26 protein-coding genes, 1 other RNA gene and 1 pseudogene are annotated in these 24,737 nt (G+C 39.1%); 24 read left to right on the forward strand and 4 right to left on the reverse strand.

Annotation, left to right across the window (positions count from 1 at the left end; translation table 11 throughout):
• Positions 1-8 precede the first annotated feature (8 nt).
• From FZC76_RS12020 to FZC76_RS12065, 10 genes are all read left to right on the forward strand, one after another.
• Entirely contained in the window at positions 9-1,274 is a 1,266-nt protein-coding gene (locus FZC76_RS12020; protein ID WP_148988408.1) for a ribonuclease H-like domain-containing protein, read from the forward strand.
• A 340-nt stretch (positions 1,275-1,614) separates the two neighbouring features.
• On the forward strand, positions 1,615-2,037 hold the full coding sequence (locus FZC76_RS12025; RefSeq protein WP_148988409.1) for a spore coat protein: 423 nt from the start codon (positions 1,615-1,617) through the stop codon (positions 2,035-2,037).
• A gap of 133 nt (positions 2,038-2,170) precedes the next feature.
• Positions 2,171-2,737 (forward strand): DUF1273 domain-containing protein, encoded by a 567-nt coding sequence (locus tag FZC76_RS12030; RefSeq protein WP_148988410.1) that lies wholly within the window; start codon positions 2,171-2,173, stop codon positions 2,735-2,737.
• Between the two features lie 76 nt (positions 2,738-2,813).
• The gene (gene gpsB, locus FZC76_RS12035) at positions 2,814-3,119 is read left to right on the forward strand and encodes a cell division regulator GpsB (protein WP_010193744.1); all 306 of its coding nucleotides are present in this window, start codon (positions 2,814-2,816) and stop codon (positions 3,117-3,119) included.
• Positions 3,120-3,181: 62 nt separating this feature from the next.
• Positions 3,182-3,573, forward strand: an RNA gene (rnpB, locus tag FZC76_RS12040) — RNase P RNA component class B.
• A gap of 153 nt (positions 3,574-3,726) precedes the next feature.
• The gene (locus FZC76_RS12045; RefSeq protein WP_148988411.1) at positions 3,727-4,869 is read left to right on the forward strand and encodes a THUMP domain-containing class I SAM-dependent RNA methyltransferase; all 1,143 of its coding nucleotides are present in this window, start codon (positions 3,727-3,729) and stop codon (positions 4,867-4,869) included.
• A 54-nt stretch (positions 4,870-4,923) separates the two neighbouring features.
• Positions 4,924-5,127 (forward strand): hypothetical protein, encoded by a 204-nt coding sequence (locus FZC76_RS12050; RefSeq protein ID WP_392396834.1) that lies wholly within the window; start codon positions 4,924-4,926, stop codon positions 5,125-5,127.
• Positions 5,128-5,220: 93 nt separating this feature from the next.
• Positions 5,221-5,415, forward strand: a complete 195-nt coding sequence (locus tag FZC76_RS12055) for a hypothetical protein (protein ID WP_047968909.1) — start codon at positions 5,221-5,223, stop codon at positions 5,413-5,415.
• A 950-nt stretch (positions 5,416-6,365) separates the two neighbouring features.
• Positions 6,366-8,285, forward strand: coding sequence for an ATP-dependent DNA helicase (locus FZC76_RS12060; protein WP_148988413.1), 1,920 nt, complete (start codon positions 6,366-6,368; stop codon positions 8,283-8,285).
• Between the two features lie 410 nt (positions 8,286-8,695).
• A complete protein-coding gene (locus FZC76_RS12065) occupies positions 8,696-10,213 on the forward strand; it encodes a carboxypeptidase M32 (protein ID WP_148988414.1) in 1,518 nt (505 codons plus the stop codon).
• An 87-nt stretch (positions 10,214-10,300) separates the two neighbouring features.
• Here the strand turns inward: FZC76_RS12065 and FZC76_RS12070 are convergent, their stop codons facing one another.
• Positions 10,301-10,759, reverse strand: coding sequence for a chemotaxis protein CheX (locus FZC76_RS12070; RefSeq protein ID WP_187442055.1), 459 nt, complete (start codon positions 10,757-10,759; stop codon positions 10,301-10,303).
• 168 nt (positions 10,760-10,927) lie between these two features.
• Here FZC76_RS12070 and FZC76_RS12075 point away from each other — a divergent pair, with 168 nt between their 5' ends.
• The 10 genes from FZC76_RS12075 to FZC76_RS12115 all read left to right on the forward strand — a co-directional run bounded on the left by FZC76_RS12075 (position 10,928) and on the right by FZC76_RS12115 (position 20,708).
• Positions 10,928-11,461, forward strand: coding sequence for a GNAT family N-acetyltransferase (locus FZC76_RS12075; RefSeq protein WP_148988416.1), 534 nt, complete (start codon positions 10,928-10,930; stop codon positions 11,459-11,461).
• 220 nt (positions 11,462-11,681) lie between these two features.
• A complete protein-coding gene (locus FZC76_RS12080) occupies positions 11,682-12,761 on the forward strand; it encodes a type III polyketide synthase (protein ID WP_148988417.1) in 1,080 nt (359 codons plus the stop codon).
• Between the two features lie 7 nt (positions 12,762-12,768).
• Positions 12,769-13,338: an isoprenylcysteine carboxyl methyltransferase family protein gene (locus FZC76_RS12085; RefSeq protein ID WP_148988418.1), complete on the forward strand. Its 570-nt coding sequence runs from the start codon at positions 12,769-12,771 to the stop codon at positions 13,336-13,338.
• A 369-nt stretch (positions 13,339-13,707) separates the two neighbouring features.
• On the forward strand, positions 13,708-17,394 hold the full coding sequence (locus FZC76_RS12090; RefSeq protein ID WP_148988419.1) for a dynamin family protein: 3,687 nt from the start codon (positions 13,708-13,710) through the stop codon (positions 17,392-17,394).
• A 12-nt stretch (positions 17,395-17,406) separates the two neighbouring features.
• The gene (locus FZC76_RS12095; protein ID WP_148988420.1) at positions 17,407-18,171 is read left to right on the forward strand and encodes a nucleotidyltransferase domain-containing protein; all 765 of its coding nucleotides are present in this window, start codon (positions 17,407-17,409) and stop codon (positions 18,169-18,171) included.
• The gene (locus tag FZC76_RS12100) at positions 18,155-18,367 is read left to right on the forward strand and encodes a hypothetical protein (protein ID WP_316246606.1); all 213 of its coding nucleotides are present in this window, start codon (positions 18,155-18,157) and stop codon (positions 18,365-18,367) included. The genes FZC76_RS12095 and FZC76_RS12100 overlap by 17 nt, the downstream gene beginning before the upstream one ends.
• On the forward strand, positions 18,354-18,611 hold the full coding sequence (locus tag FZC76_RS12105; protein WP_148988421.1) for a YpbS family protein: 258 nt from the start codon (positions 18,354-18,356) through the stop codon (positions 18,609-18,611). The genes FZC76_RS12100 and FZC76_RS12105 overlap by 14 nt, the downstream gene beginning before the upstream one ends.
• Before the next feature lie 17 nt (positions 18,612-18,628).
• On the forward strand, positions 18,629-19,471 hold the full coding sequence (locus tag FZC76_RS12110; protein WP_148988422.1) for a sulfurtransferase: 843 nt from the start codon (positions 18,629-18,631) through the stop codon (positions 19,469-19,471).
• Between the two features lie 73 nt (positions 19,472-19,544).
• Positions 19,545-19,679, forward strand: coding sequence for a hypothetical protein (locus FZC76_RS23465; RefSeq protein ID WP_262372560.1), 135 nt, complete (start codon positions 19,545-19,547; stop codon positions 19,677-19,679).
• Between the two features lie 159 nt (positions 19,680-19,838).
• On the forward strand, positions 19,839-20,708 hold the full coding sequence (locus FZC76_RS12115; RefSeq protein ID WP_148988423.1) for a 5'-3' exonuclease: 870 nt from the start codon (positions 19,839-19,841) through the stop codon (positions 20,706-20,708).
• 29 nt (positions 20,709-20,737) lie between these two features.
• Here FZC76_RS12115 and sspL read toward each other — a convergent pair whose 3' ends face one another.
• Positions 20,738-20,878 carry a small, acid-soluble spore protein L gene (gene sspL, locus FZC76_RS12120; protein WP_148988424.1) on the reverse strand — a complete coding sequence of 47 codons (141 nt, stop codon included), beginning with the start codon at positions 20,876-20,878 and terminating at the stop codon, positions 20,738-20,740.
• Between the two features lie 96 nt (positions 20,879-20,974).
• On the opposite strand from sspL, the gene FZC76_RS12125 reads away from it, so the two are divergent.
• Both FZC76_RS12125 and FZC76_RS12130 read left to right on the forward strand, forming a co-directional pair.
• Positions 20,975-21,463: a divergent PAP2 family protein gene (locus FZC76_RS12125; protein WP_148988425.1), complete on the forward strand. Its 489-nt coding sequence runs from the start codon at positions 20,975-20,977 to the stop codon at positions 21,461-21,463.
• A 62-nt stretch (positions 21,464-21,525) separates the two neighbouring features.
• Positions 21,526-21,798, forward strand: a complete 273-nt coding sequence (locus FZC76_RS12130) for a DUF6123 family protein (RefSeq protein WP_148988426.1) — start codon at positions 21,526-21,528, stop codon at positions 21,796-21,798.
• 287 nt (positions 21,799-22,085) lie between these two features.
• Here the strand turns inward: FZC76_RS12130 and FZC76_RS12135 are convergent.
• Positions 22,086-22,223 (reverse strand): annotated as a pseudogene (locus tag FZC76_RS12135) (3D domain-containing protein); the annotation flags it as partial.
• Between the two features lie 539 nt (positions 22,224-22,762).
• Positions 22,763-23,155, reverse strand: coding sequence for a reverse transcriptase-like protein (locus tag FZC76_RS12145; protein WP_148988427.1), 393 nt, complete (start codon positions 23,153-23,155; stop codon positions 22,763-22,765).
• 169 nt (positions 23,156-23,324) lie between these two features.
• Here FZC76_RS12145 and FZC76_RS12150 point away from each other — a divergent pair, with 169 nt between their 5' ends.
• Together FZC76_RS12150 and FZC76_RS12155 are read left to right on the forward strand one after the other, a co-directional pair.
• Positions 23,325-23,978: a reverse transcriptase-like protein gene (locus FZC76_RS12150; protein ID WP_148988428.1), complete on the forward strand. Its 654-nt coding sequence runs from the start codon at positions 23,325-23,327 to the stop codon at positions 23,976-23,978.
• Positions 23,979-24,001: 23 nt separating this feature from the next.
• Entirely contained in the window at positions 24,002-24,190 is a 189-nt protein-coding gene (locus FZC76_RS12155; RefSeq protein ID WP_010193776.1) for a zinc-finger domain-containing protein, read from the forward strand.
• Positions 24,191-24,737: the final 547 nt, after the last annotated feature.

The following is a 24,737-nucleotide window of genomic DNA, read 5'->3' on the forward strand; positions in this document are numbered from 1 at the left end:
GAAAGCGTATGGGTATGAAAAATAAATTAAATAGAATGAAAAAACATCTCACGAGTAATTCAGAAGCAATGCCTGTGGAACGCAAGAATGAAGGAATGCCAAACCTGTTGGAGCCATCCCTTGCTGATATCCCTAATTTGAAAGAATGGGAAGCCTATGGGGTAAAACCATACTATGCAAATGGTGAGTACTGCCTCATACGGGAAGTAGAGTATGATCTGAATTATAAGCACGGAAAGTATCGGTTAGGAGATCTATTGCCCATTATGGAGAAATGGCAAAATTCAGGAGTGGAGCATCCGTTGTCTGCGAAAGGTCATCAGGCAAATGATCTTTTTTTCTTTGATACAGAAACTACCGGTCTAAGTGGAGGGACAGGCACAACTATTTTCTTGCTAGGATATGCAAGAGTTCTTAAAGATAGAGTGATCGTTAGGCAACACCTTTTACCTGGGCCGGGGAATGAGGTCGCCCTTTACCAAAGTTTCCTGGAGGAAGTTGATTACACGACTCTTGTTACATACAATGGCAAAGCATTCGACTGGCCTCAAGTAAAAACACGGCACACCCTTATTAGAGAACATGTCCCGAAACTTCCTGCCTTTGGGCATTATGATCTTTTACATGCGTCAAGAAGACTGTGGAAAAAGAAGTTAGAATCAGTAAGACTTGCAAATGTGGAGAAAGAGATCCTCGGAATTGAGCGAAAAGATGATATCCCGGGATTTTTGGCACCGATGATTTACTTTGATTTTGTAAAAACAAACGAAATGCAAGGAATAAAGGGAGTGATGAAACACAATGAATGGGATGTACTAACGCTCATTACATTGTATGCACATCTCTCTGGACTCCTTTTAGTGGATAACAAAGAAAGAGATAAAGTGGAAGAATACGAAATAGGACGTTGGTATGACACATTGGGAGAGAAGGAAGCAGCTAAAACATTATATAACAATATTTCCGACTCTTCTCCAGAAGCCACCTTTAAATTAGGGCTATTAAAGAAAAAGGAACAGAATTATAAAGACGCAAAAATACTTTTCCAGAAGTGCTTTGAAGATGAAAATAGTCTATGCAAGGATACGGCGGGAATTGAAATTGCTAAAATACTTGAGCATAAAGAGAAAGACTACTCCCTTGCTTTATTTTATGCGGAGAAATCGTTGGAGTTTTTTCAGTCGTCAAATAATAAACCACCGAAAAATAGAGGTTCTATTTTAGCTGATATGGAGAAAAGAATTGAACGGCTTGAAAATAAATCGAGAAATTGAAAATATTTTCACTTTTTGTCTATATTTCTGTAAAACATATATTGTCAACGTGCTTTATACCATGTAAAATTAACTATTGTGAATGACAAAATTACTATTAGATATATGGGAGAGAGAGCACGTTGTCTAGATTTATTTTATGTTTGTTTTTTGTTGTTATCGGTCTTACGTTATTTGGTCTTTCCAATTTAAAGGATAATATCTACACGATTTTACTATAAAAATGGTAAGCAACTGTATATAAATTAAGAAAATAGGTGTTTGTATTAGTACATGTATCTCACTTCTTTCATAGTTTGTTAATGTAAAGAGAAAAACAAATTGAAAGGAGATTGAAAGTATGTACAACTGCAGACCTAACATGATGGCACCAATTGTCCATCCTACAAAATGTTGTGTAAAAAATCTTTATTCTACTACTGAGGTTCCTCACATCCATCCTTCACACACAACATATGTAAACAACCAACAGTTCCAACACAAACACTATTTCCCGCAAACAGACTCCATGGTAGATTCTGTGTCACACCAACACTTCAATTGTGGCCCTGGAGGCCCTGGAATGGGTGGTCAACCTGGTCAAGTGATGGGAGCACAAACTGGCCCTGGATATGGTCAAGTAATGGGCGCACAAACCAATGCTGGATATGGTCAAATGGGAATGCCTGGTCAAGTAATGGGTGCACAACAAGGTCCTGGAATGGGACAAATGGGACCTGGCGGCATGCCTGGTCAATGTAAGCATTATGGCTATGGAAGATAAGCGAGTTAAACTTGCTTTTGTTTGATAAATGACGAAAAAGAACTGGCTACAAGTCAGTTCTTTTTCCATTACATATTGATGTATGACTTGCGCTTTTCTGGCTTTCTATTTATTATTTTAAGTAGAGGTGCTTATGAAAGTATTAGTAATTACAGGGTATAAACCCCAGGAGCTGCAAATATTCAAAAAGAACGATCCTGCTGTACACTTTATAAAAAAAGCGATACAGAAACGCTTGGCTGCTTTACTAGAGGAGCATTATGAGTTAGAATGGGTTGTCATTAGTGGGCAGTTAGGTGTGGAACTTTGGGCTGCGGAAGTTGTTTATGCTCTGCAAACAGATTTCCCAAAGCTAAAACTTGCCGTATTTACCCCATTTTTGGAACAAGAAGAAAAATGGAGTGAACAAAATAAGGAGTATTACGAATCTATTTTGTCGCAAGCTAATCATATTGACTCCATTACGAAAAAGAAATATGAATCCCCACTTCAACTTAGATTGAAAAACCAGTTTGTCGTGGATAAGTCGGACGCCCTGTTGGTGGTTTACGATGAAGAGGGGCCGGGTAGTCCTCAATATATTATTGCCATTGCCCGTAAAAAATCAGCTCAGACAAATTATCCTATATATATGATTGACAGCTACGAACTTCAGCTTGTTGTAGAAGAAGAACAGTACAATAGCAATCAAGAGTGGTAAGAATGGAATAGAGAAATTGAGAAGTGACCCATTAATATTAATTTAAAGTGGGCACTCGCATAGAGGTGAGGAACTTATGCTATCAGATAAAATTAAGTTAACGTCAAAAGAAATTCTAGAAAAAGAGTTCAAATCAGGCATGAGAGGCTATAAAGCAGAAGATGTGGACAAATTTTTAGACGTTGTGATAAAAGACTATGAAACCTTTTATCAAGAATATGACTTGCTTGTCCAGGAAAATGCAAGACTGAAACGTCAAGTTGAAGAAGCAGGCAAAAAACCACAACCATCCAATACTAACAGCGGATCTACTAATTTTGATATCCTAAGAAGATTATCAAACCTTGAAAAGCATGTATTCGGAAGTAAGTTATACGACTGACATTAATTTACAGTTGCATTCATTGCTCAAATTTACTATACTATATCTTGCTGACATCAATAGTGATTGGGTAACCGCTACAGTTTCGGCTGTAGAGGAAAGTCCATGCTCGCACAGGCTGAGATGCCTGTAGTGTTCGTGCCTAGCGAAAAAATAAGCTAGGGTAGCTTGGTTTTCGGACGAAGCTAACGGCAGGGAACGCACCTAAGTCTTTATAGATATGGTGTTAATACCTTGAAAGTGCCACAGTGACGTAGTCTTACAAGAAATTGTAAGAGTGGAACGAGGTAAACCCCTCGAGCGAGAAACCCAAATAATGGTAGGGGCACCTTCTCTAAGGAATCCAACGATGAGAGGGACAGATACTTTAAAGTTTCTGTAGACAGATGGTTACCACCTGCGTACAAGGAGCGATCCGATTGCAGTACAAAGGAACAGAACATGGCTTACAGATCACTATTGATTGAATGTCGCATCCAACTATGATTATGTAACATAAGCTCTCCTGTTGCCAGGAGAGCTTTATTTGATAGATGGGATATGGGAAAGAGAATTTGTGATAATAATACATAAGAGAATTTGAATATTAGTTAGGGTGAATATTACAATGACAGACTACACATTAATTGCGACCGCAGCAATGGGTTTAGAATCTCTTGTTGCTAAGGAAGTAAGAGATTTAGGTTATGAATGTACGGTTGATAACGGAAAGGTTATCTTTAAAGGAGATGCTATGGCCATTTGCCGGGCGAATCTTTGGTTAAGGACTGCCGACAGAATCAAAGTGGTGGTAGGAGAATTTAAAGCCACTTCCTTTGAGGAACTTTTCGAAAAGACTAAAGCCTTACCCTGGGGAGACTATTTACCTGAAGATGCCGAGTTCCCGGTTATCGGAAAATCAGTAAAGTCCAAGCTCTTTAGTGTACCGGATTGCCAAGCTATCGTAAAAAAGGCAGTAGTGGAAAAAATGAAGTCGCATTACAAAATTCAGACAGCATGGCTTGAAGAGAAAGGGGCAGTCTACAAGATTGAGGTTGCCTTGCTAAAAGATGTTGCTCAAATCACCATCGACGCCTCTGGAATCGGCTTACATAAACGAGGTTATCGTGCAGATCAAGGGGAAGCACCACTAAAAGAAACATTGGCAGCTGCTTTGGTCATGCTAACGAACTGGTATCCTGATAAGCCATTTGTAGACCCTTTTTGCGGTTCAGGCACAATTCCTATTGAAGCAGCTCTAATTGGACAAAACATAGCACCAGGATTTAATCGCGACTTTGTTTCAGAAGATTGGCATTGGATCGGGGATGACCTTTGGAAACAGGCCCGTGAAGAAATGGAAGATAAGGCTAACTATGACCAGCCGCTAGATATTGCAGGATATGATATAGATCACCGCATGATATCTATAGCTAAAGAAAACGCATTTGAAGCGGGACTGGGAGAACTAATTGACTTTAAACAAATGCAAGTTAGGGACTTTACCACAAGAAAAGAGTATGGTGTCATTATTGGAAATCCTCCATATGGAGAGCGTCTTGGTGAACGACCGGAAGTGGAGAAGATGTATCGGGAAATGGGGAAAGCTTTCTCTGAACTTGATACTTGGTCTGTCTATATACTCACATCCCATGAAGGATTTGAAAGCTTCTATGGGAAGAAAGCCACCAAGAAACGTAAGTTATTTAATGGTTTTATCAAAACCGACTTTTATCAATACTGGGGCAAGCGTCCGCCTAGAAAAGGATAAAAACGTTTATCGGCATTAGGTAAAGGGAATTACTCCTAAAAAGGAGTGATGGTGTTGAGAGATCAGACTAAAGAAAAAACACTACTTGAGAGAAACAAGAAAGATAAGGCTTTTAAGGAAAACGAAAAGAATCAAAAAAACCGCGATCAACTTGTCATGCCGATTGATGAGCTTCCCCTTGAAGATATAAAATATGAAAAAGAGGAAGAACGCGACAAAGAGGGTTCTAAAAATCGTTCTTCGAGTAAAGCAGATTAATCAAACTAGATAAATTTCATAAACACCATAGATGAATAAACTTCAGAAATTGGGCATAGAATACTCCTATCAATACTGTTTGGAGGGATTTCTATGCCTTTGCATGTGAATGACTTTATGAGGATCTCCAAAGCATTGGAAAGTAGCTATCAGCGCCTTGCAAGTGAAAACCTGCTAGATAATCATGAATGTGTAGAACGAATGAACGCTGCACGTGATGAATATACAAAAGCAATGCTGTACGCCACCCTGCTTGATGATGAGATTATCCATATTACTAAGAACTAAGCGAAGCCTCCTAATTGGAGGTTTTTTATTTGGAGTTGCCTTCGGTGAAGCGGAGAACGAGATGGAGAAGTCTTGAAGGAGTGAATGAAGACCTCACTGAAGCGTGAAACGAGATGGAGAAGTCTTGATGAATTGAATGAAGACCTCACTGAAGCGTGAAACGAGGTGGAGAAGTCTTGAAGGAGCGAATGAAGACCTCACTGAAGCGTGAAACGAGATGGAGAAGTCTTCATAGAGTGAATGAAGACCTCACTGAAGCGGAAAACGAGATGAAGAAGTCTTCATAGAGGGAATGAAGACCTCACTGAAGCGGAAAACGAGATGGAGAAGTCTTCATAGAGCGAATGAAGACCTCACTGAAGCGGAAAACGAGATGGAGAAGTCTTCATAGAGTGAATGAAGACCTCACTGAAGCGGAAAACGAGATGAAGAAGTCTTCATAGAGGGAATGAAGACCTCACTGAAGCTTGAAACGAGATGGAGAAGTCTTCATAGAGTGAATGAAGACCTCACTGAAGCGAAAAACGAGATGGAGAAGTCTTCATAGAGCGAATGAAGACCTCACTGAAGCGAAAAACGAGATGGAGAAGTCTTCATAGAGGGAATGAAGACCTCACTGAAGCGGAAAACGAGATGAAGAAGTCTTCATAGAGCGAATGAAGACCTCACTGAAGCGAAAAACGAGGTAGAGAAGTCTTCATAGAGCGAATGAAGACCGCACAGAAGCGTGAAACGAGGTGGAGAAGTCTTGAAAGAGCGAATGAAGACCTCACTGAAGCGTGAAACGAGATGGAGAAGTCTTGAAAGAGCGAATGAAGACCTCACTGAAGCCGGAATCGGAGTAGAGAGGTCTTCATAAAAAGAACAAAGACTTCTAATGCCCTGTTGACAAGTACTCCCTGGATAGTAGATAATGACTAGATGCAAACTTTTTCTCGGAGGTACATAGAATGAACAATCGTCTGCCATTTACAATGAACAAAGGGGATGCTTTTTTTGATCGCCTGAACGAATGGATTGGGGATGTTTTTTACGACATCCTACCCGAAGCTGGATTCGAATTACGTGATGAACAAATTTTTATGGCTTTCCAATTGGAGAGAGCTTTTAAAGAGAAAAAGGTCATATTCTCCGAAGCCGGTGTAGGAACTGGGAAGACGATGGTGTACCTTTTATACGCAATCTGTTATGCGAGATATATGGGAAAGCCAGCTATCATAACCTGTGCCGATGAGTCGTTGATTGAGCAGCTTGTTAAAAAAGAAGGGGACATAGCTAAACTATCGAAAGTTTTAGACATTACAATGGATGTTCGTCTAGCGAAATCTCCTGAACAATACTTGTGCTTGAACAAATTAGATTATGCCGTTAATAAATATGATAACGACAACATAGATGAAGTGTATGATGCACTTCCAAGCTTTGTGACGAAACCTGCTGCGATGCAGTCTTTCCATCCTTACGGAGATCGAAAAGATTACGCAAAACTGAATGATGAAGAATGGGACATGGTCGGTTGGGACACATTCCAAGACTGTTTCAGTTGTGAAAAACGACATCGTTGTGGACAAACTCTATCGCGCGATCATTACAGAAAATCAACAGACTTGATCATCTGTTCCCATGATTTTTACATGGAACATGTTTGGACTTTTGAAAAAAGAAAAAGAGAAGGTCAGCTTCCACTATTGCCAGAAGCATCAAGTGTCGTTTTTGATGAAGGCCATTTATTGGAGTTTGCTGCCCAAAAGGCATTAACGTATAAGATTAAAAACCAGCAGGTGGAAGAAATTCTTACCCGCTTATTAGGAAACGATTTAAGAGAAGAATTTGCTTATTTAGTAGAGGATTCTTTACAGGCAAACGACCTGTTTTTTGATATGCTAGAAGATAGCTTGACAAGCATTGAGGGCTCTGACCGAAAAGATATCACGATGGATAACAGACTTGTGAAAAGTGCCAAAGACCTCCTTGCGAAAATAGAAGAGATAGGCAATCAACTTGTGTTTGAAGGTGAACTCCACACAGTAGATCACTATCAGCTGCACATAGTGGAGGAGTACTTGGACTCTATCGAATTTTTACTAAAACTTCTTTTATCAAAAGAAGATGTGATAGCCTGGGCTGAACATGCAAATAAGGACCTGACACTTGTTGTGATGCCTAAAACTGTTGAAGAGGTACTAAAGGAAAATGTCTTTTCTAAACGCATTCCTTTCATTTTCTCATCTGCTACGTTATCAGACAATGAGAACTTTAGTTATCTTGCCTCTTCATTGGGTATAGAAGACTATTTATCCTTTTCCATAAATTCACCATTTGATTATGAAGAAAATATGAAACTTTCATTAACGGTCGAAGAGGATTTTAATACAAAATTCAACCAGACTATGGAATCCATCGGTAGAAATGGCGGAAGAACGCTTGTTTTGTTCTCGACCAAAGAGGAATTAATAAGGTTTAAAGCGGAAAATGCCAACAACGTGGACTATCCATTCCTTTATGAAGGAGAGAAGGAAATCAGTGTGTTGGTTTCTGAATTCCAGAATGAAGAAAGTGCTGTCCTTTGTGCTTATCATTTATGGGAAGGGTTGGATATCCCTGGACCTTCATTGTCTAATGTTGTTATTTGGTCCTTGCCATTTCCGCCAAATGATCCAGTCTTTGCTGCCAAGCGAAAAGGGCTTGAAGATCCATATATGCAACTTGATGTTCCTTATATGCTGCTTCGCCTTCGTCAAGGAATGGGCCGTCTTATCCGTACGACAGATGATAGCGGAGAAATTACCGTCTATCTGCCATCTGGATTACCGGAAGCAGTACGTGCAAAAATTGAAGGCGTCTTACCGACCAGCCCAGTAACTCAATAATTTTTAAACACTAAAGCACCGAAGCTTAATTCGGTGCTTTTTTAATAGTAAAGAAAGTATATAAAACGTTGAGCTCCGTTCTTGGCGCTCGGCTTGCCTGTGGGCGGTCCGCCTCCTTACATAATCCATGAACTTCTTTTCCAAATGGTTGCCAACTAGTGAGAAAATTGTGTATTCTTAACAGGAGCTCTATTATTAATTTATGTCAGCGTTATGAATATTTTAGAGTTATATATAGCTGGTGATTGGAGATAATGCGGAGACTCCTGTGGGGGATAGCGCTAGGTGGAGACCCCGCAGGCTTGCCGAGGAAGCTCCAGCAGCGCCCCGCGGAAAGCGAAGCCATTTTCGGAAATCACCAGCGGTGTTTAGCATCACAGCAGCTCTATAAATAATTGGGGGAGATACATATGATAGAAATCAGCAAAGTAAAAGAAGAATACGTAAATCACATTAACAAAATGGATAGTTATAACGAAGCACTATCTCTGATTTTCTGGGACCTAAGAACAGGTGCTCCTAAAAAAGGAGTAGATCGTCGATCAGACGTTATCGGAATCCTGTCCTCAGAAGTATTTAACATGTCAACTTCAGAAGAAATGGCAAGCTATTTAACACAACTTTTAAACGAAGATATATTCAACGAACTAGATGATATTACAAAAGCCTCACTACTTGAAAGCAAAAAAAACTACGACCGCAACAAGAAAGTTCCGGCAAAAGAGTACCAAGAATATGTAGTGTTATCGACCAAGGCTGAGTCTGTTTGGGAAGAAGCAAAAGAAAAATCGGATTTTTCTCTCCTGCAACCGTACTTAGAAAAATTGGTCGCGTTCAACAAAAAGTTCATCGAGTACTGGGGCTATGAAGGAAATAAATATAATACATTGTTAGATATGTACGAACCGGGTATTACAGTGGATAAATTGGATGAGGTATTTGCTAAGCTAAAAGAGAGGATTGTTCCTCTAGTCCAAAATATTGCTGACTCCTCTGTCCACCCAAGGGCAAATGAATTGTTGGTACCTTTTTCAAAAGATAAACAACGCGACTTTAGCTTAGAGATATTAAAGGAACTTTCATATGATTTCGACGCAGGTAGACTAGATGAGACTGTTCATCCATTTGCTATTGGACTGAACCCGGGTGACGTTCGGGTTACGACTAAATATGATGAAGAGGATTTCCGAACGGCTGTTTTCGGAACCATCCACGAATGTGGGCACGCACTATATGAGCAGAATATTTCCAAAGAACTTCAAGGTACTGGGTTGTGCACGGGAACATCCATGGGAATCCACGAATCTCAATCTTTATTTTATGAGAACTTTGTAGGTCGTCATGAAAACTTCTGGAAACGACACTATGAAAGTCTTCAACGTTATGCAGGAGGTAAGTTTGATGAGATCAGTCTAGAGGAATTCTACCTTGCAATTAACGAATCCAAACCTTCACTCATTCGTATTGAAGCAGATGAGTTGACCTATTCATTACACATAATGATTCGATATGAATTGGAAAAAGCACTATTTAATGATGAATTGGAAGTAAAGGATCTTCCTCAGGCTTGGAATGAAAAATACCAAAGCTATCTGGGCATTACCCCTCCAAATGACGCCAAAGGTGTATTACAAGATGTACACTGGTCTGGTGGAAGCTTTGGCTATTTCCCTTCCTATGCTTTGGGGTATATGTATGCTGCACAATTTAAACAAGCAATGTTAAAAGATTTGCCAAACTACGATGAGCTCTTAGCAAACGGAAATTTAGAACCTGTGAAAGAATGGCTAACAGATAAAGTACATCAACACGGTAAATTGAAGAAACCATTAGAAATCTTGAAGGATGTAACCGGTGAAGAGTTGAATGCAGACCACCTCATTAAGTACTTGGAAGATAAGTATAATAAAATTTATCAATTAACTTAATTAATGGTAATGGGACCAGGGGAGATTCTCTGGTCTTTTTTGTTGTTGTGTAAACAAAAAAACCCGCCATAAAGGAGGGTTGAGTGGTTAGGAAGCTTCTTCTAATTCCATAATAATTTGCATGTGCATGGTATCTTTTAAATAAACAGGAGTATGTAGGCGGTGCATTAGATGAAACTCCTTTTGTTGTTCGCTTAATACATCAGGTGGAGTAATATCCATATTGATGCCACTTCCCGCCACTTTCGATGATAAGGTCCCTGCAATCATATTTCCAAGTTCCCCCGTGAAGGATTGAAGCATTTCACCTTCTAGCTGCATGCCAAACATCATTTCTCCGATGTGCTGAAAAGCATGTCGTTCCCCTTGAATAATCAACTGACCACGAATGTCACCGGTTAACATGATGAGCACACCGTACGAAACATTTGTAAGTTTTTCTGTATATAAGCGAGGTTGATCAAAGGTAAACTCTATCGGAATAACCGTCTTAAACGAGTCTAAAGTCCTGTCAAAAACTTGCGTTAAGTTTTCTGAAAGGGACATTTGGCACCTCCTACGTATATTTGAATAGTACAAATTTATCATACCACATTTCCCTTTCTATTTTTCAACAAATTTCAACAATTTCACGGTTGATAAAGGGTTTTTTGTTGAAGAATAAACATAAATGAAGTAGGATGTAGTACCTAAAGAGTTTATAGGAGGAACATCATGTTAGATCTACGTTTTGAATTTACAGCGAAAGATGAGTCGACCGTAATATTAAGGCCGGTGGAAGAATCGGATGCAGGAGATATCGTGACGGCAGTGGAGAGTATTATTGCTGCGGGTCAGTACATACAAAAGGATGTCCCTCGAACTCCCGAGGAAGAAAAACTTTTCATTCGTGACATGAAGAGTAAAGAGAATATGTATATTGGAGTAGAACGAAATGGAAAGGTAGTAGGAATAGCCCGCGTTATTCGGGGTGAAATCCAAATGAAACGACATACTGGGTTGTTTCGGACTTGGTTAGCTGAGGAAGCACAAGGACTTGGCATAGGGAAAAAAATCATGGATTATACCGATATGTGGTGTGAACAGCATATCAGAAAATTATCTTTAACCGTCTTCTCTTCTAATCAAGTTGCCTACCAACTTTATAAAAAATATGGGTTTCATGAAGAAGGTAATCAAAAAGAACAAGCCTTTATTAATGGGGAATATGTTGATGAGATTTGGATGGCAAAGTTCTACAAAAAATGATTTCCATTTATTTATAGTGATAATTTTTGCGGCATTCGTTATAATAAAACTGCACAACACAACAACTCCTTTAAAACGACATGTACCTTCCCAAAGTAAATTTGGGAAGGTTTTTTCTATTTCTATCCTTTATTATTTCCTTTTAGTAACTGTCTCCTCTGCATAAATATATAAATATTGGAAAAGTTAACAGTACCAAATCGGATGAGGTGCTCTTATTATGCCAAAGATATTGTCTGTTGGAACGTCCATTCCCAAATATCCGATCCAACAAGATACTGTTGTCGAATTTGCAAAAGAACTATTTGAAGAGTCGTTTAGAGATATCAATCGGCTCCTTACAGTCTTCCAAAATGGCCAAATAGAAAAACGTCACTTTGCAAGAGACGTTGAATGGTTCAAACAGCCGCATACACTTCAGGAAAAAAACGATATATACATAAAAGAAGCGGTCGCTTATGGAGCAGAGGCAATAAATGCATGTTTACACAATTCTGAAACACTCTCTCAATCTATAGACTATCAAGATATTGAAGCTATTTTTTATATTTCTACAACAGGCATGTCCACTCCAAGCATCGAAGCTAGAATTATGAATATTCTTCCATTCTCACCATATACAAAGAGAATTCCAATCTGGGGACTCGGATGTGCTGGTGGAGCAGCGGGACTTTCAAGAGCCTATGAGTATTGTCTTGCCTTTCCAAAAGCCAAGGTGCTTGTATTATGTGTGGAACTTTGCAGTCTTACCTTTCAAAAGAATGATCGATCAAAAAGTAATCTAGTTGGAACCTCCCTTTTCGCAGATGGCATTGCCTGTGTATTGATGGTAGGGGATGAAGTGCATATAGATGGTAAGGGACCTTACCCTAAAGTGTTAGGAAGTCAGTCTACGTTAATGGAGAATTCAGAAGACGTGATGGGATGGGAGATAAAGAATGAAGGATTGTATGTCGTATTCTCTCGGGATATCCCAGTTATCATCACGAACTGGCTAGCACCTAATGTCACACGATTTCTTGATAACCAGCAAGTTAAATTAGAAGAACTGGACCATTTTGTCTTACATCCTGGTGGAAAAAAGGTATTGGAAGCATACCAAGAGTGTTTAGGGTTAGAGGCAGAAAAGTTAAATACTTCCTTACAGGTGTTAAAAGAATATGGCAATATGTCTTCTGCTACTGTCTTATATGTATTAAAGGAAATCATGGAAAAGCGTCCGAACAAAGGGGAGAAAGGGATTGCAGCTGCACTTGGACCGGGTTTCAGTTCAGAAATGCTGCTATTAGAATGGGAGTGAGTTAAAAATGATCTTCGCATTGTTTTTTTCATTTATCGTCACACAAAGAGTGGTGGAACTAGGTATTGCAAGAAGAAATGAGAAATGGATTAAATCGATGGGAGCTAAAGAATACGGTAAAGAGCATTACAAGTACATGGTCAGTCTTCATGTTGCTTTTTTAACTTGTTTCTTATTAGAGGTCGTCCTATTTGATCGAACGCTAAGTCCTTTTTGGCCAGCGATCCTCAGTCTGTTTATCATGACTCAAACCCTTCGAGTATGGACCATACAATCCCTAGGTAAGTATTGGAATACAAAGGTACTGATCTTGCCTGATGCATCCATAGTGAAGACGGGTCCCTACAAATTTTTACGTCATCCTAACTATACGATTGTAGTGCTAGAGGTTCTGCTGATCCCCTTAATGTTTCATGCATTTTACACAGCCATAGTATTTACCGTGTTAAATGCCTGGATGTTAAGTGTAAGAATTCCGCTTGAAGAAAGAGCATTAGCTGAAATGACAACAAACTATGCCTCTTATATGGAGGATCGAAATCGTTTTTCTCCAACTTTTCAGAAGGAAACTGAATGAAAGTCATTGTCAATTAGATTGTAAGCTGATATGATTATGATAATAATTATCACTATCAACGAGGGGGACATACCAACATGACATTATTGTTGATTGGTACGACTGTGGTAGCATATTCCGTTTTAATGAAAGTTGTTTTACAGCATACATGTGAGCCTAGAACAAGTAAATAATACATAACAGGGTCTGCTACATATATACATGTAGAGGCCCTGTTTTTTTTAAATTGCTTTATACAAAACCATGCACAAGTTTCTTAAACAAAAATATTAATAAATAAGGCGTCTTATATGGGAAAATACTGAAATATCAAGTAAAATAGACTTAAGAAGCGGAGAAATGATACACACAACTAAGGGGACAGAATAAATGGGATCAAACAATCCAAAACAGCAAATCCAACAGCATACAAAGGAGATAAATCAGCTCCAAACCAAACTGCATTTAATTTTAGAAAAGCTACATAAACACGGTGATCATAAAAGTGCCAGAAAAGTGGCGGAACTCTTACATAAACATTCAACAAAAGAATTAAGTATAGCCTTTTGCGGACATTTTTCAGCAGGTAAGTCTTCTTTTATCAATGAGATATTAGAGGAGGCAATCTTGCCGGCTAGTCCAATACCAACTTCTGCCAATGTCGTGCAGATAAAAAATGGAGAAGAGCTTGCGCATGTTCATTTTTTTGAGGGAGAATCACTCGAGATCCTTCCACCAGTATCGTTTGAACATGTAAAAGCGTATTGCAAAAATGGAGATCAGGTGGAATCCGTTGAATACCAATTTCCTTTTGAGAAACTACCTGCTGATATGGTCGTATTAGACACTCCAGGGGTTGATTCCACTGACGATGCCCATCGTATTTCCACAGAATCAGCCTTGCATTTGGCAGACGTCATTTTCTATGTGATGGACTATAATCATGTCCAATCGGAGGTTAACCTTAAGTTTATTAAGGAGCTTCAAGACAAGGAAAAAAAGATTTATTTAATTGTTAACCAAATTGACAAGCATCGGGAGGAAGAAATCCCATTTGCCACATACAACGAAAGAATAATGGAGTCTTTTAAGGATTGGGGGATTATACCTGCAAGCATTTATTTTACAAGCTTAAAAGAAATTAGCCATCCTCTTAACGACCTTTCGATTGTAAAAGAAACAATTCAAATCCTTAGACAAGACAAGTTGGATATTCTGCCAAAAACGATTGAGCGAGCGCTCATTCAAGTAATGGATGAACATAAAGAATGGCAACTTGAACAAAGAGCAGATGAAATTGACCGGTATGAACAAACGATTCACTCATTAGGAGATCTACCAAAAGATGTAGCAGAAACGTTAAGGGTGAGAAAGTATAAACTGACAACCATCCAATCTGAAACGGCTGAAATGAAAGAGGATTTTATCAATCAGACAAAGCGGATCTTGGAAAATGCCAATATTACACCGTTTGAGATGAGGGAGCTAGCTGAACGTTATCTCGAATCCCAACAAAAAGGATTCAAGGTGGGGATGCTGTTCTCTGGGAAAAAAACACAAGAAGAGCGTGAGCAAAGAAGTGCTGCTTTTCGCAGTGATTTAACCGAACGTGTGAAAACACAGGTGGAGAAGTTCATTCATGAACATATTATATCTTTTTTAAAGGGGCAGAATTTTTATTCTCCATCGATTTTTGATTCCGTCCAGGAACTGACTGTGCCCATTACTGAAGAGTTTGTAGCTGGTCATGTAAAAGCTGGTGCCGGCTATACTGGGAATGCCGTTTTGCACTACACAAAAGATCTAGCCCATTCTATTAAATTAGCCTATCAAAAACAAGTACAAAGATTCATGGAAGGTTACTTCGAAAAACTGGAAAAGAAAATTCAAGATAGCACAAAAGAATTGTCGATGGAAGTCAAAAGATTAGAAGCGGTTCACCATGCCCAAGAAGGGATTACACATTTGCATATCGAGCTAGAACAGAAATATGAAGAACTAAATAGCATCATCCTGTCAAAATTCGTAAAAGAGGATCAAGTTTTTTCGGATAAATTCCTTGCTCACTACCTGAACCGTTCTTATAAAACAGTTCGGGGAGATGAATTGCCGTCATCAACAACTAAACGTAATGACACTATACAGAAACAAGAAGCCATTCTAGTAGAACCTATGAAACAAAGTGACCCGGCAATATTAGTCAAGGGGCTAAAAGAGACAGCAAGCTCTTTAAAAAGAATACATGGGTTTCAGACGATTGTGGATGACCTGAAAAAAAGAGCAGACAAAATTGAAAATCAGACTTTTACTGTGGCGTTGTTCGGAGCATTCAGTGCAGGTAAATCTTCCCTTGCTAATGCTTTATTTGGAGAGAAAGTCCTGCCTGTCTCCCCTAATCCAACAACTGCTTCCATCAACAAGATATCTCCTGTAACAAAAGATCATCCACATGGATCAGTCAATGTACAGATGAAGACAGTGGAACAACTGTTTCAGGATGTTCAACAAGCCTTACAAATCTTCAATACGGATATAAGGGATCTTGAAGAATCTGTGCCGACAATCAAGAGTATCATCACTAAAAATGAGCACCTAGAACTGGATGCAAATAAGAAGACTCATTTTCATTTTCTAAAAGCCTTTCTAACAGGTTGGGAGGATATGAAGACGAAATTGGGAACGCTTCAGCAGGTGTCCCTAAATGAATTTGAAGCTTATGTCGCCAGAGAAGAGAAATCCTGTTTTGTGGAATGGATTGAAGTGTTCTATGATTGCGCATTTACAAGACAGGGTCTAACACTGGTGGATACACCTGGAGCGGACTCTATCAATGCAAGACATACCGATGTTTCTTTTGATTATATTAAGAATGCGGATGCCATTCTGTTTGTCACTTATTATCAGCACGCTTTTTCTAAAGCAGACCGTGAATTCTTGATACAATTAGGCAGGGTGAAAGATGCATTTGCGATGGATAAGATGTTCTTCCTTGTAAATGCAGCTGATCTTGCTAATAATGAGGAAGAACTTGAACTTGTATGCGATTATGTTGAAGATCAATTGACTGCTTATGGAATTCGTCATCCACGATTATATCCAGTTTCAAGTCTTCTTGCCTTGAAAGAAAAAGAAAACCGACCATTCGACCATCCTTTTTTGGAAACATCTTTGATGAATGCTTTTGAGCAGGCATTTACTGATTTTATTCAATCTGATTTAGTCGAGATGAGTCTACATGCAGCGCAATCCGATCTAAACAAGGCAGTGGCCTTATTCGAACATTTTGTCCAACAGGCTAAGCTTGGATCCGAGGAAAAAGAGAAATTACAGCTTTTACATGCTAGTAACAAAAGGAACCTGGAAGCACATATTAAAGGGTACGCAACGGAAAGTTTCTATACGCTTCTGGAGCAAGAAATAAACGAACTTGTCTATTACATTAAGCAACGAACGTTATTACGTTTCTCCGATTTCTTTAAAGAAAGTTTCAACCCTGCAGTGATCAGGGAGGACGGACGTAATATTAAGGCGCAGCTTATCAGTTGCCTGCACGAGCTTGTAACGGATATCTCTCACAATCTTTCGCAAGAAGTTAGAGCAACTACCGTGCGAACAGAGAACTTTATTCGCAAATCGTTAGAGTCCTGGCAAAAGGAATTAGAATCGGAAGCTCAACAGCTAGAAGCTCAGCTTTCCTTACGTGTGTTGGAAGCAGAGGACTATACACCGTTTAAAGTGAATAGCTCGTTTCCTTCTATTTCTCCAAAGCTGGAAAAACAAACGATAGGCTACTACCGAAATTCAAAAGCTTTTTTCGAGAAAAACGAAAAGCAAAAAATGGTCCTGTTTTTGGAAGAACAGCTGTCACCATTAATGGACTCATACTTGAAAGAGAGTGCTCAAAAACTAACAGTCCATTACAAAAATGAAATGCAGATTTCTTTAAAAGAGGTCAAGAAGTATAAACTAAGACAGCTCGAGGATTATTTTGGAGGAATGCAGGCAGCACTTGAACAAGAACAGGACATCCCACATTTGGAAGAAGTGCTATCACAAATACAACAGAATAAAAAGTAAGGAGGAAAAAAGGTGAACCCAATAAAGGAAATACTCACGAATATTGAATTACATCATAATGTGAAGATCCTTTATGCCTGTGAAGCGGGTAGCAGGGCATACGGCTTTGCTACAGAAAGCAGTGATTATGATATCAGGTTCATCTATATTGCCCCTCTTAAAGAGTATCTTTCCTTGATGAAAAAGGAAGATACCATTACAAACCAGGATGACAAGTATGACGTGCAGGGGTGGGATTTAAAGAAGGCTTTGGTTTTGGCCGGTAAATCCAACCCTTCCCTATATGAATGGATGTTATCTCCAATTGTATATAGAAAGTTAGATCCTGCCATGCTTTCATTGAAAAACGTTATTTTAACAGACTACTCAAAAAAAGTTCTTGGTTTTCATTATTCGAAGATGGTTAAAAATAACCTCCAAGCTTGGAGCAGAAAAAAAGAATTTTCTCACCTTGTTCATGCCGTCCGGGCATCTTTGATGTTAGAACAGGTTATCCACTTCGAAAATGAACCGCATACAATTAACTTAAAAGACCTAATAGACAAAAGCAACACATTTACCAATGAAGAGTTATCGCTTTTATTTTGCTTAAAGACTGGAGAGGAAGTTACCGGACCTCCACTTGTTTCTCAACTTTGTGCTAAAATTAGTCATTTCATCAATGCTTCTGAAACGTCTTTAACTTATTTAAAAGAAGGATCCATGAATCTTCACGTGTTAGAGGAGCTGTTTATTCAACAGCTGGGAATAGAGGGTGAGAGTGATCACAAAAGTTAATCGATTCCAGGCATGTGCAACCTGTAAGCATTATCAAGTGCTAAAATTAAATACTCGTACCGTCTACCGTTGCAGTAGACTTGGCTTTGACACAAAGCCGCATTACAAATTTGATTGTTGGCAACCGAAAGATAACATCATACAATTAATGAAAAAAGAACAGATAAATTGGAGGAACAACCATGAGCGTACATAAAGCAATAAGTGAACATTCCAGAAAACAAAATCAAGTAGTGATGAATTTTTTACAACTTGATCAACAAAGAGAAGCATACATAGAAGAGGCAATCGTACTTTGCCGTCAGAATAAACCTTTTACAACTGAAAAAATTAACGATGTAACAAAAAGGATTAACGAACTGGCACGTAAAGGAATTGCACCTCAGCGACAACTCGTAACGAAAGAAATGGTAGAAGAATTTGTTTCTCGAAGTCACTAATTTGCGGAGGGGAAAGCATGAATCATATTGTTTCAGCGGATTGGGTGAAGGAGCATATAAACGAAATCACAGTCATTGATTGTCGCTTCCATCTTGCAGTACCTGATAAAGGACTTATAGAATACCACGAAAATCATATCCCAGGGGCACACTATATGGATTTGAATAAAGATCTATCTAATAAAGTCGATACACATGGAGGCAGACATCCTTTGCCTGACTTTCAGGAACTTCATCGAAAACTTCAAAACATCGGAGTTCATGATGGAGGCAAAGTACTTCTTTATGATGATCAAAACGGCGCGATGGCCTCAAGGCTGTGGTTTTTGTTAAAGATTTTGGGACATGAGCATGTTCTGATATTGGATGGTGGCTATCGTGAATGGCTGAAACAAGAATACCCTGTAACGCCAGAAGTGCCTTTACAAGAAAAACGTGACACTTTTACATTTAAAGTAATAGAAGAAGAGTTTGTCATGCATATGGAAGAGGTTAAATCCCAATTATCAACTTTTCAAAGTGGAGCAGCTTACCTTTTGGATGCAAGAGAACCAAACCGATATAGAGGATTAGAAGAGCCAATTGATAAGGTAGCCGGTCATATTCCTGGAGCACTTAATTTTTTCTGGATGGAGAATATGGAGAATGGAAAATGGAAAAAGACTGAAGCATTGCAAGAAAGATTTTCCCAGTTGGATCCATCTAAAGAAATTGTAGTCTACTGCGGTTCTGGTGTTACAGCATGCCCCACATTTTTTGCACTTAAAGAAGCTGGTTATGAAAAAGTTAAGGTGTATGCCGGCAGCTGGAGTGACTGGATAAGTTACACAGACAATCCAATATCTAAAATAAAGAACTAAATTTACCCTCACTGAATTGGTTCTCTCTTGAGCAAACTATAAGGGATCCACCATATGAAGGAGGAGATTTACAATGGGACGTACAAAAAAAGGAAATGCAAATGCACAACGTAACAATAACGCTAAACAAAAAGGCAATATGGATACAGAGTTTGCTTCATACGCAGAATACGAAGCAGCAAAAATGACAAATAAGAAAAACCATTAAGTTTTAGTCTTTAAAAACGCTGTCCAAAGTCTTTTTTGCCTTTGGGCAGTTTTTTTGATTAATTAACCTGTTTTTTCAACATTTACTCTTCGCCGGATGCCTGTCCTCCAACTCTAATCTATGCTATAATCATAAGCGGAATAGAGAGGGAGTGTCCTGATGAAAAAAGTTCTACTGATAGATGGAATGGCTTTATTATTCCGTTCTTTTTATGCAACTAGTGTTTATAATCGCTTCATGTATACATCCAACGGAATCCCAACGAATGCAATTCAGGGATTTGTTAAACATATGATCACGTCAATGGAAACGTTCGAGCCCACACATGTTGTTTGCTGCTGGGATATGGGAAGCAAGACTTTCCGCACAGAAATGTTTGATGACTATAAAGCAAACAGACCTGCACCGCCACAAGAGTTGATTCCACAATTTGACCTTGTGAAAGAAGTGGTTGAGGCGTTTGACATCCCAAATATTGGACTTGCCGGCTTTGAAGCAGATGACTGCTTAGGAACCCTTGCAGAACTTTATCGTGAAGAAGCCGAGGTCATTATCCTAACTGGTGACCAAGACGTTCTTCAGCTGATTAAACCAAATATTAAAGTAGCGTTGCTAATGAAAGGTTATGGCAACTACGAAGTGTTAGATGAGAATGGTTTTTACGAGAAAAAAGGACTTACACCCCAACAACTCATCGACCTTAAAGCAATAATGGGGGACAGCAGTGATAATTACCCTGGAGTTAAAGGTGTCGGGGAAAAAACAGCTACAAAGCTGTTGATGGAGTATCAGACAGTGGACGGGATTTTAGAAAATCTGTCTGCTCTTACAAAAAGCCAACGTCAGAAATTCGAAGACAGCTTGGAGTTATTGCATCTTTCAAGAGAACTTGCAACAATCAAGTGTGATGTACCGGTATCTTGTGAATTGCATGATGCCACTATCACGATTGACCGCAGCAAAGTGGCTAATAAATTTGATGAGTTGGAATTCAAGAATTTGCATGGCTTTATAGATAAAGTTTGTTAAGAGAAGATGAACAAGTCATCTTCTCTTTTTTATCGTTTTGTATTGTCTTTTTTTGCCTTATTTTCAAGCTTGGATTGTACTTCCTGCGCAAACTCTGCATCTTGACCGTAACCTTGAGGGTTTACACCAGGAGCTTTTTTACCTCTGTTTGCTGAGTTATTTTTACTCATGCTTCTCACCTCCGTTCCTAGTTTTCCTTTTCTAGCTAAAAATTATGTTGCATTGTGACGTTCAAAATGACTCAAACTACACTCGAGGTGATTAGTATGAATCGACCACTTAAAATTGCTCTGAGTGCTATCACATTGGCACAATTTCTAAAGATTCCAATAAAATTCCTTCGAACAGGTAAATGGGAGTGGAACACCTTCTTTGAAACAGGAGGGATGCCGAGCTCACATTCGGCGGGAGTATCTGCTTTAGCCACCATCATCGCGATGAAAAGGGGATTTAAAACGATAGATTTTGCGCTTTCCGCCATATTTGGTCTGATTGTTATGTATGATGCACAGGGAGTTAGAAGACAAACAGGGGAGATAACGCTGGCGGTAAATGATCTTGCTGAAAAGTTGGATAGACTTGAAGGAAAACCTGACAAGAATGTTCATGACAAATTAGAAAAACGATTAAAAGAACGCCTGGGGCATCAACCGGAAGAAGTAGTGGGAGGAGCTATATTCGGTATTGCTCTAGCTTTTTTAGGAATGCGCTTGTTACCCAAAAAGAAAAAATTGGAACTTTGGGACAAACTATGATGGGCAAACGACAAATTTTGCGGTAAAATCGAAGAAGGGGACGTACAAAAGGATGGATAACTTTGAAAAAATCATGGAGTACAGAAGATTACCTTCAACAACTTACCGCAAAAGGTTTTAAATTCGGAGAAGATTCTCTCGGTTTTATAGAATTTGGCAAGCATTATACAGATAGCTCGGACTATTTGGTCAACATAGCTATTGAAATTACTCTAAAAGCACAAAAGCAGTTTGACGGCAGTTTTTTTGTCTCGTTTTTGGAAATGATTAAACAGGAACAGATTCATTCTAAACGTGCAGCATTTGAATTAGCTAAAGAAAAGCAGATTATTTAAGGGACTTTCCCACTTTATGAGCGGGAAGTCTTTTTTTTTTGTAATAAGAGTGTGTTTAAATCCCAGAAGTTGTTCGGGGAAGGACTGGATAGAGGCTGTTTCAAGGTCCGATACCTGTTTTGCAAATCTCAAATAGAGAAGCAGTGTCAAGGGCCGAAGCCGGTTTCGAAAAGCCCAAACGGTAACAGAGAAGCAGTGTCAAGGGCCGAAGCCGGTTTCGAAAAGCCCAAACGGTAACAGAAAAGACGTGTCAAGGTCCAAAGCCGGTCACGAAAAGCTCAAACAATAACAGAGCCGCCAGTATCTCCTGCAACAGCATAACCATATCCTTCCATATAGACTTTTGTCCCTAAAGGAATGACACTTGGATCTACTGCAATTACTTTCGCTCCTGGATTTGTACGTAAGTTAATGCCCGAACTTGTTAAGTTGCCACATCTTAAGGGAATACTTGATGTTGTGGCAGCTTTTTTTTGTTTGTGGTTTTACTTAACAGTGTTTTGTGGTAAGTTTCTTATTAATTAGGCAGAAGCCCATTTATATTTGCTGCGTTTGACACTGGAATATCGGGTGAATTATCGTTTATCCATTCTAAAATTGTTTTATCCATTGTAATGACACTTATATCCATCGTAAAAACGATTTATCCATCGTAAAAAGAATTTATCCATTTTTGACTTATGAATATCCAGTGCTCAGTGCTGGATGAAGGCGGAATAGAAAGGTGGCACTCCGCATGAAAATGGTGATAACACCAGGCAAGCGAAGCGCCTGAAACAGAAAAAACAGTACAATAAAAAAACGACCCTCTTCAGGCCGTTTCTGTTTTAAAAAATGGGAACAATTCATCACCCAAAGTACCGAACTCCTCAATGGAGAGGGTTTCTCCACACCTTTTGGGATCAATGGAATCTCCTCCCAAATACCATAAACAGTAACAGAGAAAGCATTTATAACCAAAATATTACTTTTTATTAAGCTGAATCGCCTTCCTCGACAACTCATCCGCCATCTTATTCTCTTTACTCGGTACCCACTTAATGAAAAATAAATCAAGCTGATCGGATAAGCTTAAAGCTTCCTCCAACAACACGCGATATTGCTGTTTTTTAGCAAAACGCTTTTCCATCGCACTCTCCACCGCCTGAGAGTCGGTACGGAAAGAAACAATATGATAACCTTGTTTCTTACATATCTTCAATGCTTCAATTAATGCATGAAATTCAGCTTCATGATTTGACATCATTCCAAGTGGAATACTGTATTGTTCCGCAGAACCATGCCCCTTTATAAAAATGCCAGCACCGGAAGGCCCGGGATCACCTGCGCTTGCCCCGTCAATATATACCTCAATCATTGCATTCGCCTGCCTATTAAATAAGTGTTACACGAACATATTTCGATATGTCCTGTGATAAGATAAGAATACACATAATTAACTTATTATTAAAGCTATATTATTCATACTTTTTACGAGCAACGGGTATAAGTTAGAATCACTTAGAAGTAAAGGGGATTTCCAAACCATGAAATTGACCTTAGAATGGCATTACCACACTCCAAAACATATTGAGACCACTTTCAGAAGTGATGAACTTGATATTAGGCTGGCGCTTAGGCTTGCTGAAGATATAGAAAAGACAGGGAGAGTAAAACGTCTTTCTTTTTTTGATGAAGATGGGTCAGAATGGACCAAAAAAGAAATAAATAAATGGATTAAGCAGAGTGAAGTAGGGATTTCTGACGTTGTTGCTTACTTTGATGGTGGATACGACGTAGACACAAAACTGGCGGGAATCGGAAATGTGGTTTATTATAATCAAAATAGAAAAGACTACAGGTACAGAATAAATGCAAGGCTTGAAGAATTGGAATCGAACAACGAAGCGGAATATGCTGCTTTTTACTTTCTGGTCCAACAATTGGAGCATCTTGAAATCCGTGCGATGGAAGTTACTTTTAAGGGCGACTCTCTTGTTGTATTAAATCAACTTTCTGGAGAATGGCCGTGTTATGATGAACTTTTTAACCGCTGGCTTGATAAGATAGAAGAGAAGTTGAAGGAGCTTAAGATACGGCCAAATTTTGAATCTGTATCGAGAAAAGATAATACGGAGGCTCATCAGCTGGCTAAACAGGCACTAGAAGGAACACCGATAGAAAGCAAACTGCAATTGTGAATATATAGGAGTGACAATAAATAATGATTAATCGAAAAAAGATACTCTTGGAAGTTGGTGAAATTTTAGACACCTACTGTACCGAGTGCCTCGTTAAGCAAACGTTACGTAAAGATTACGGCAAGACACATGCGCAATCTTTTTGTATTAGTGAATGTACAGTAGGTGCTGAAATCAAGAAGTTAGGAGACCAGTTAGTGGAGCGCAAATAATTTAGCGCTTTACCGGCTGGTTTTTTCTTTTTTTAAGAAATATTAATTAGATCGAATTGTGGATTAGTCTTCAGTGTAATTCTTTTCATCGTGATGAAGACCTTACTGACAAGGAAAAAAGACGAGAGAAGTCCTCATAGCCGAAATGAAGACCTCGGTGACAAGGAAAAAGGACGAGGGAAGTCCTCATAGCCGGTATGAAGACCCATATGACAAGAAAAAGGACGAGGGAAGTCCTCATAGCCGGTATGAAGACCTCGATGACAAGGAAAAAAGACGAGAGAAGTCCTCATAGCCGGTATGAAGACCTTAGTGACAAGGAAAAAGGACGAGGGAAGTCCTCATAGCCGGTATGAAGACCTATATGACAAGGAAAAAGGACGAGGGAAGTCCTCATAGCCGGTATGAAGACCTCGATGACAAGGAAAAAAGACGAGAGAAGTCCTCATAGTCGGTATGAAGACCTTAGTGACAAGGAAAAAAGACGAGAGAAGTCCTCATAGCCGGATTGAAGACCTTAGTGACAAGGAAAAAAGACGAGAGAAGT

Origin of the sequence: Sutcliffiella horikoshii (assembly GCF_008180725.1) — a bacterium.
GTDB classification, from domain to species: domain Bacteria; phylum Bacillota; class Bacilli; order Bacillales; family Bacillaceae_I; genus Sutcliffiella_A; species Sutcliffiella_A horikoshii_B.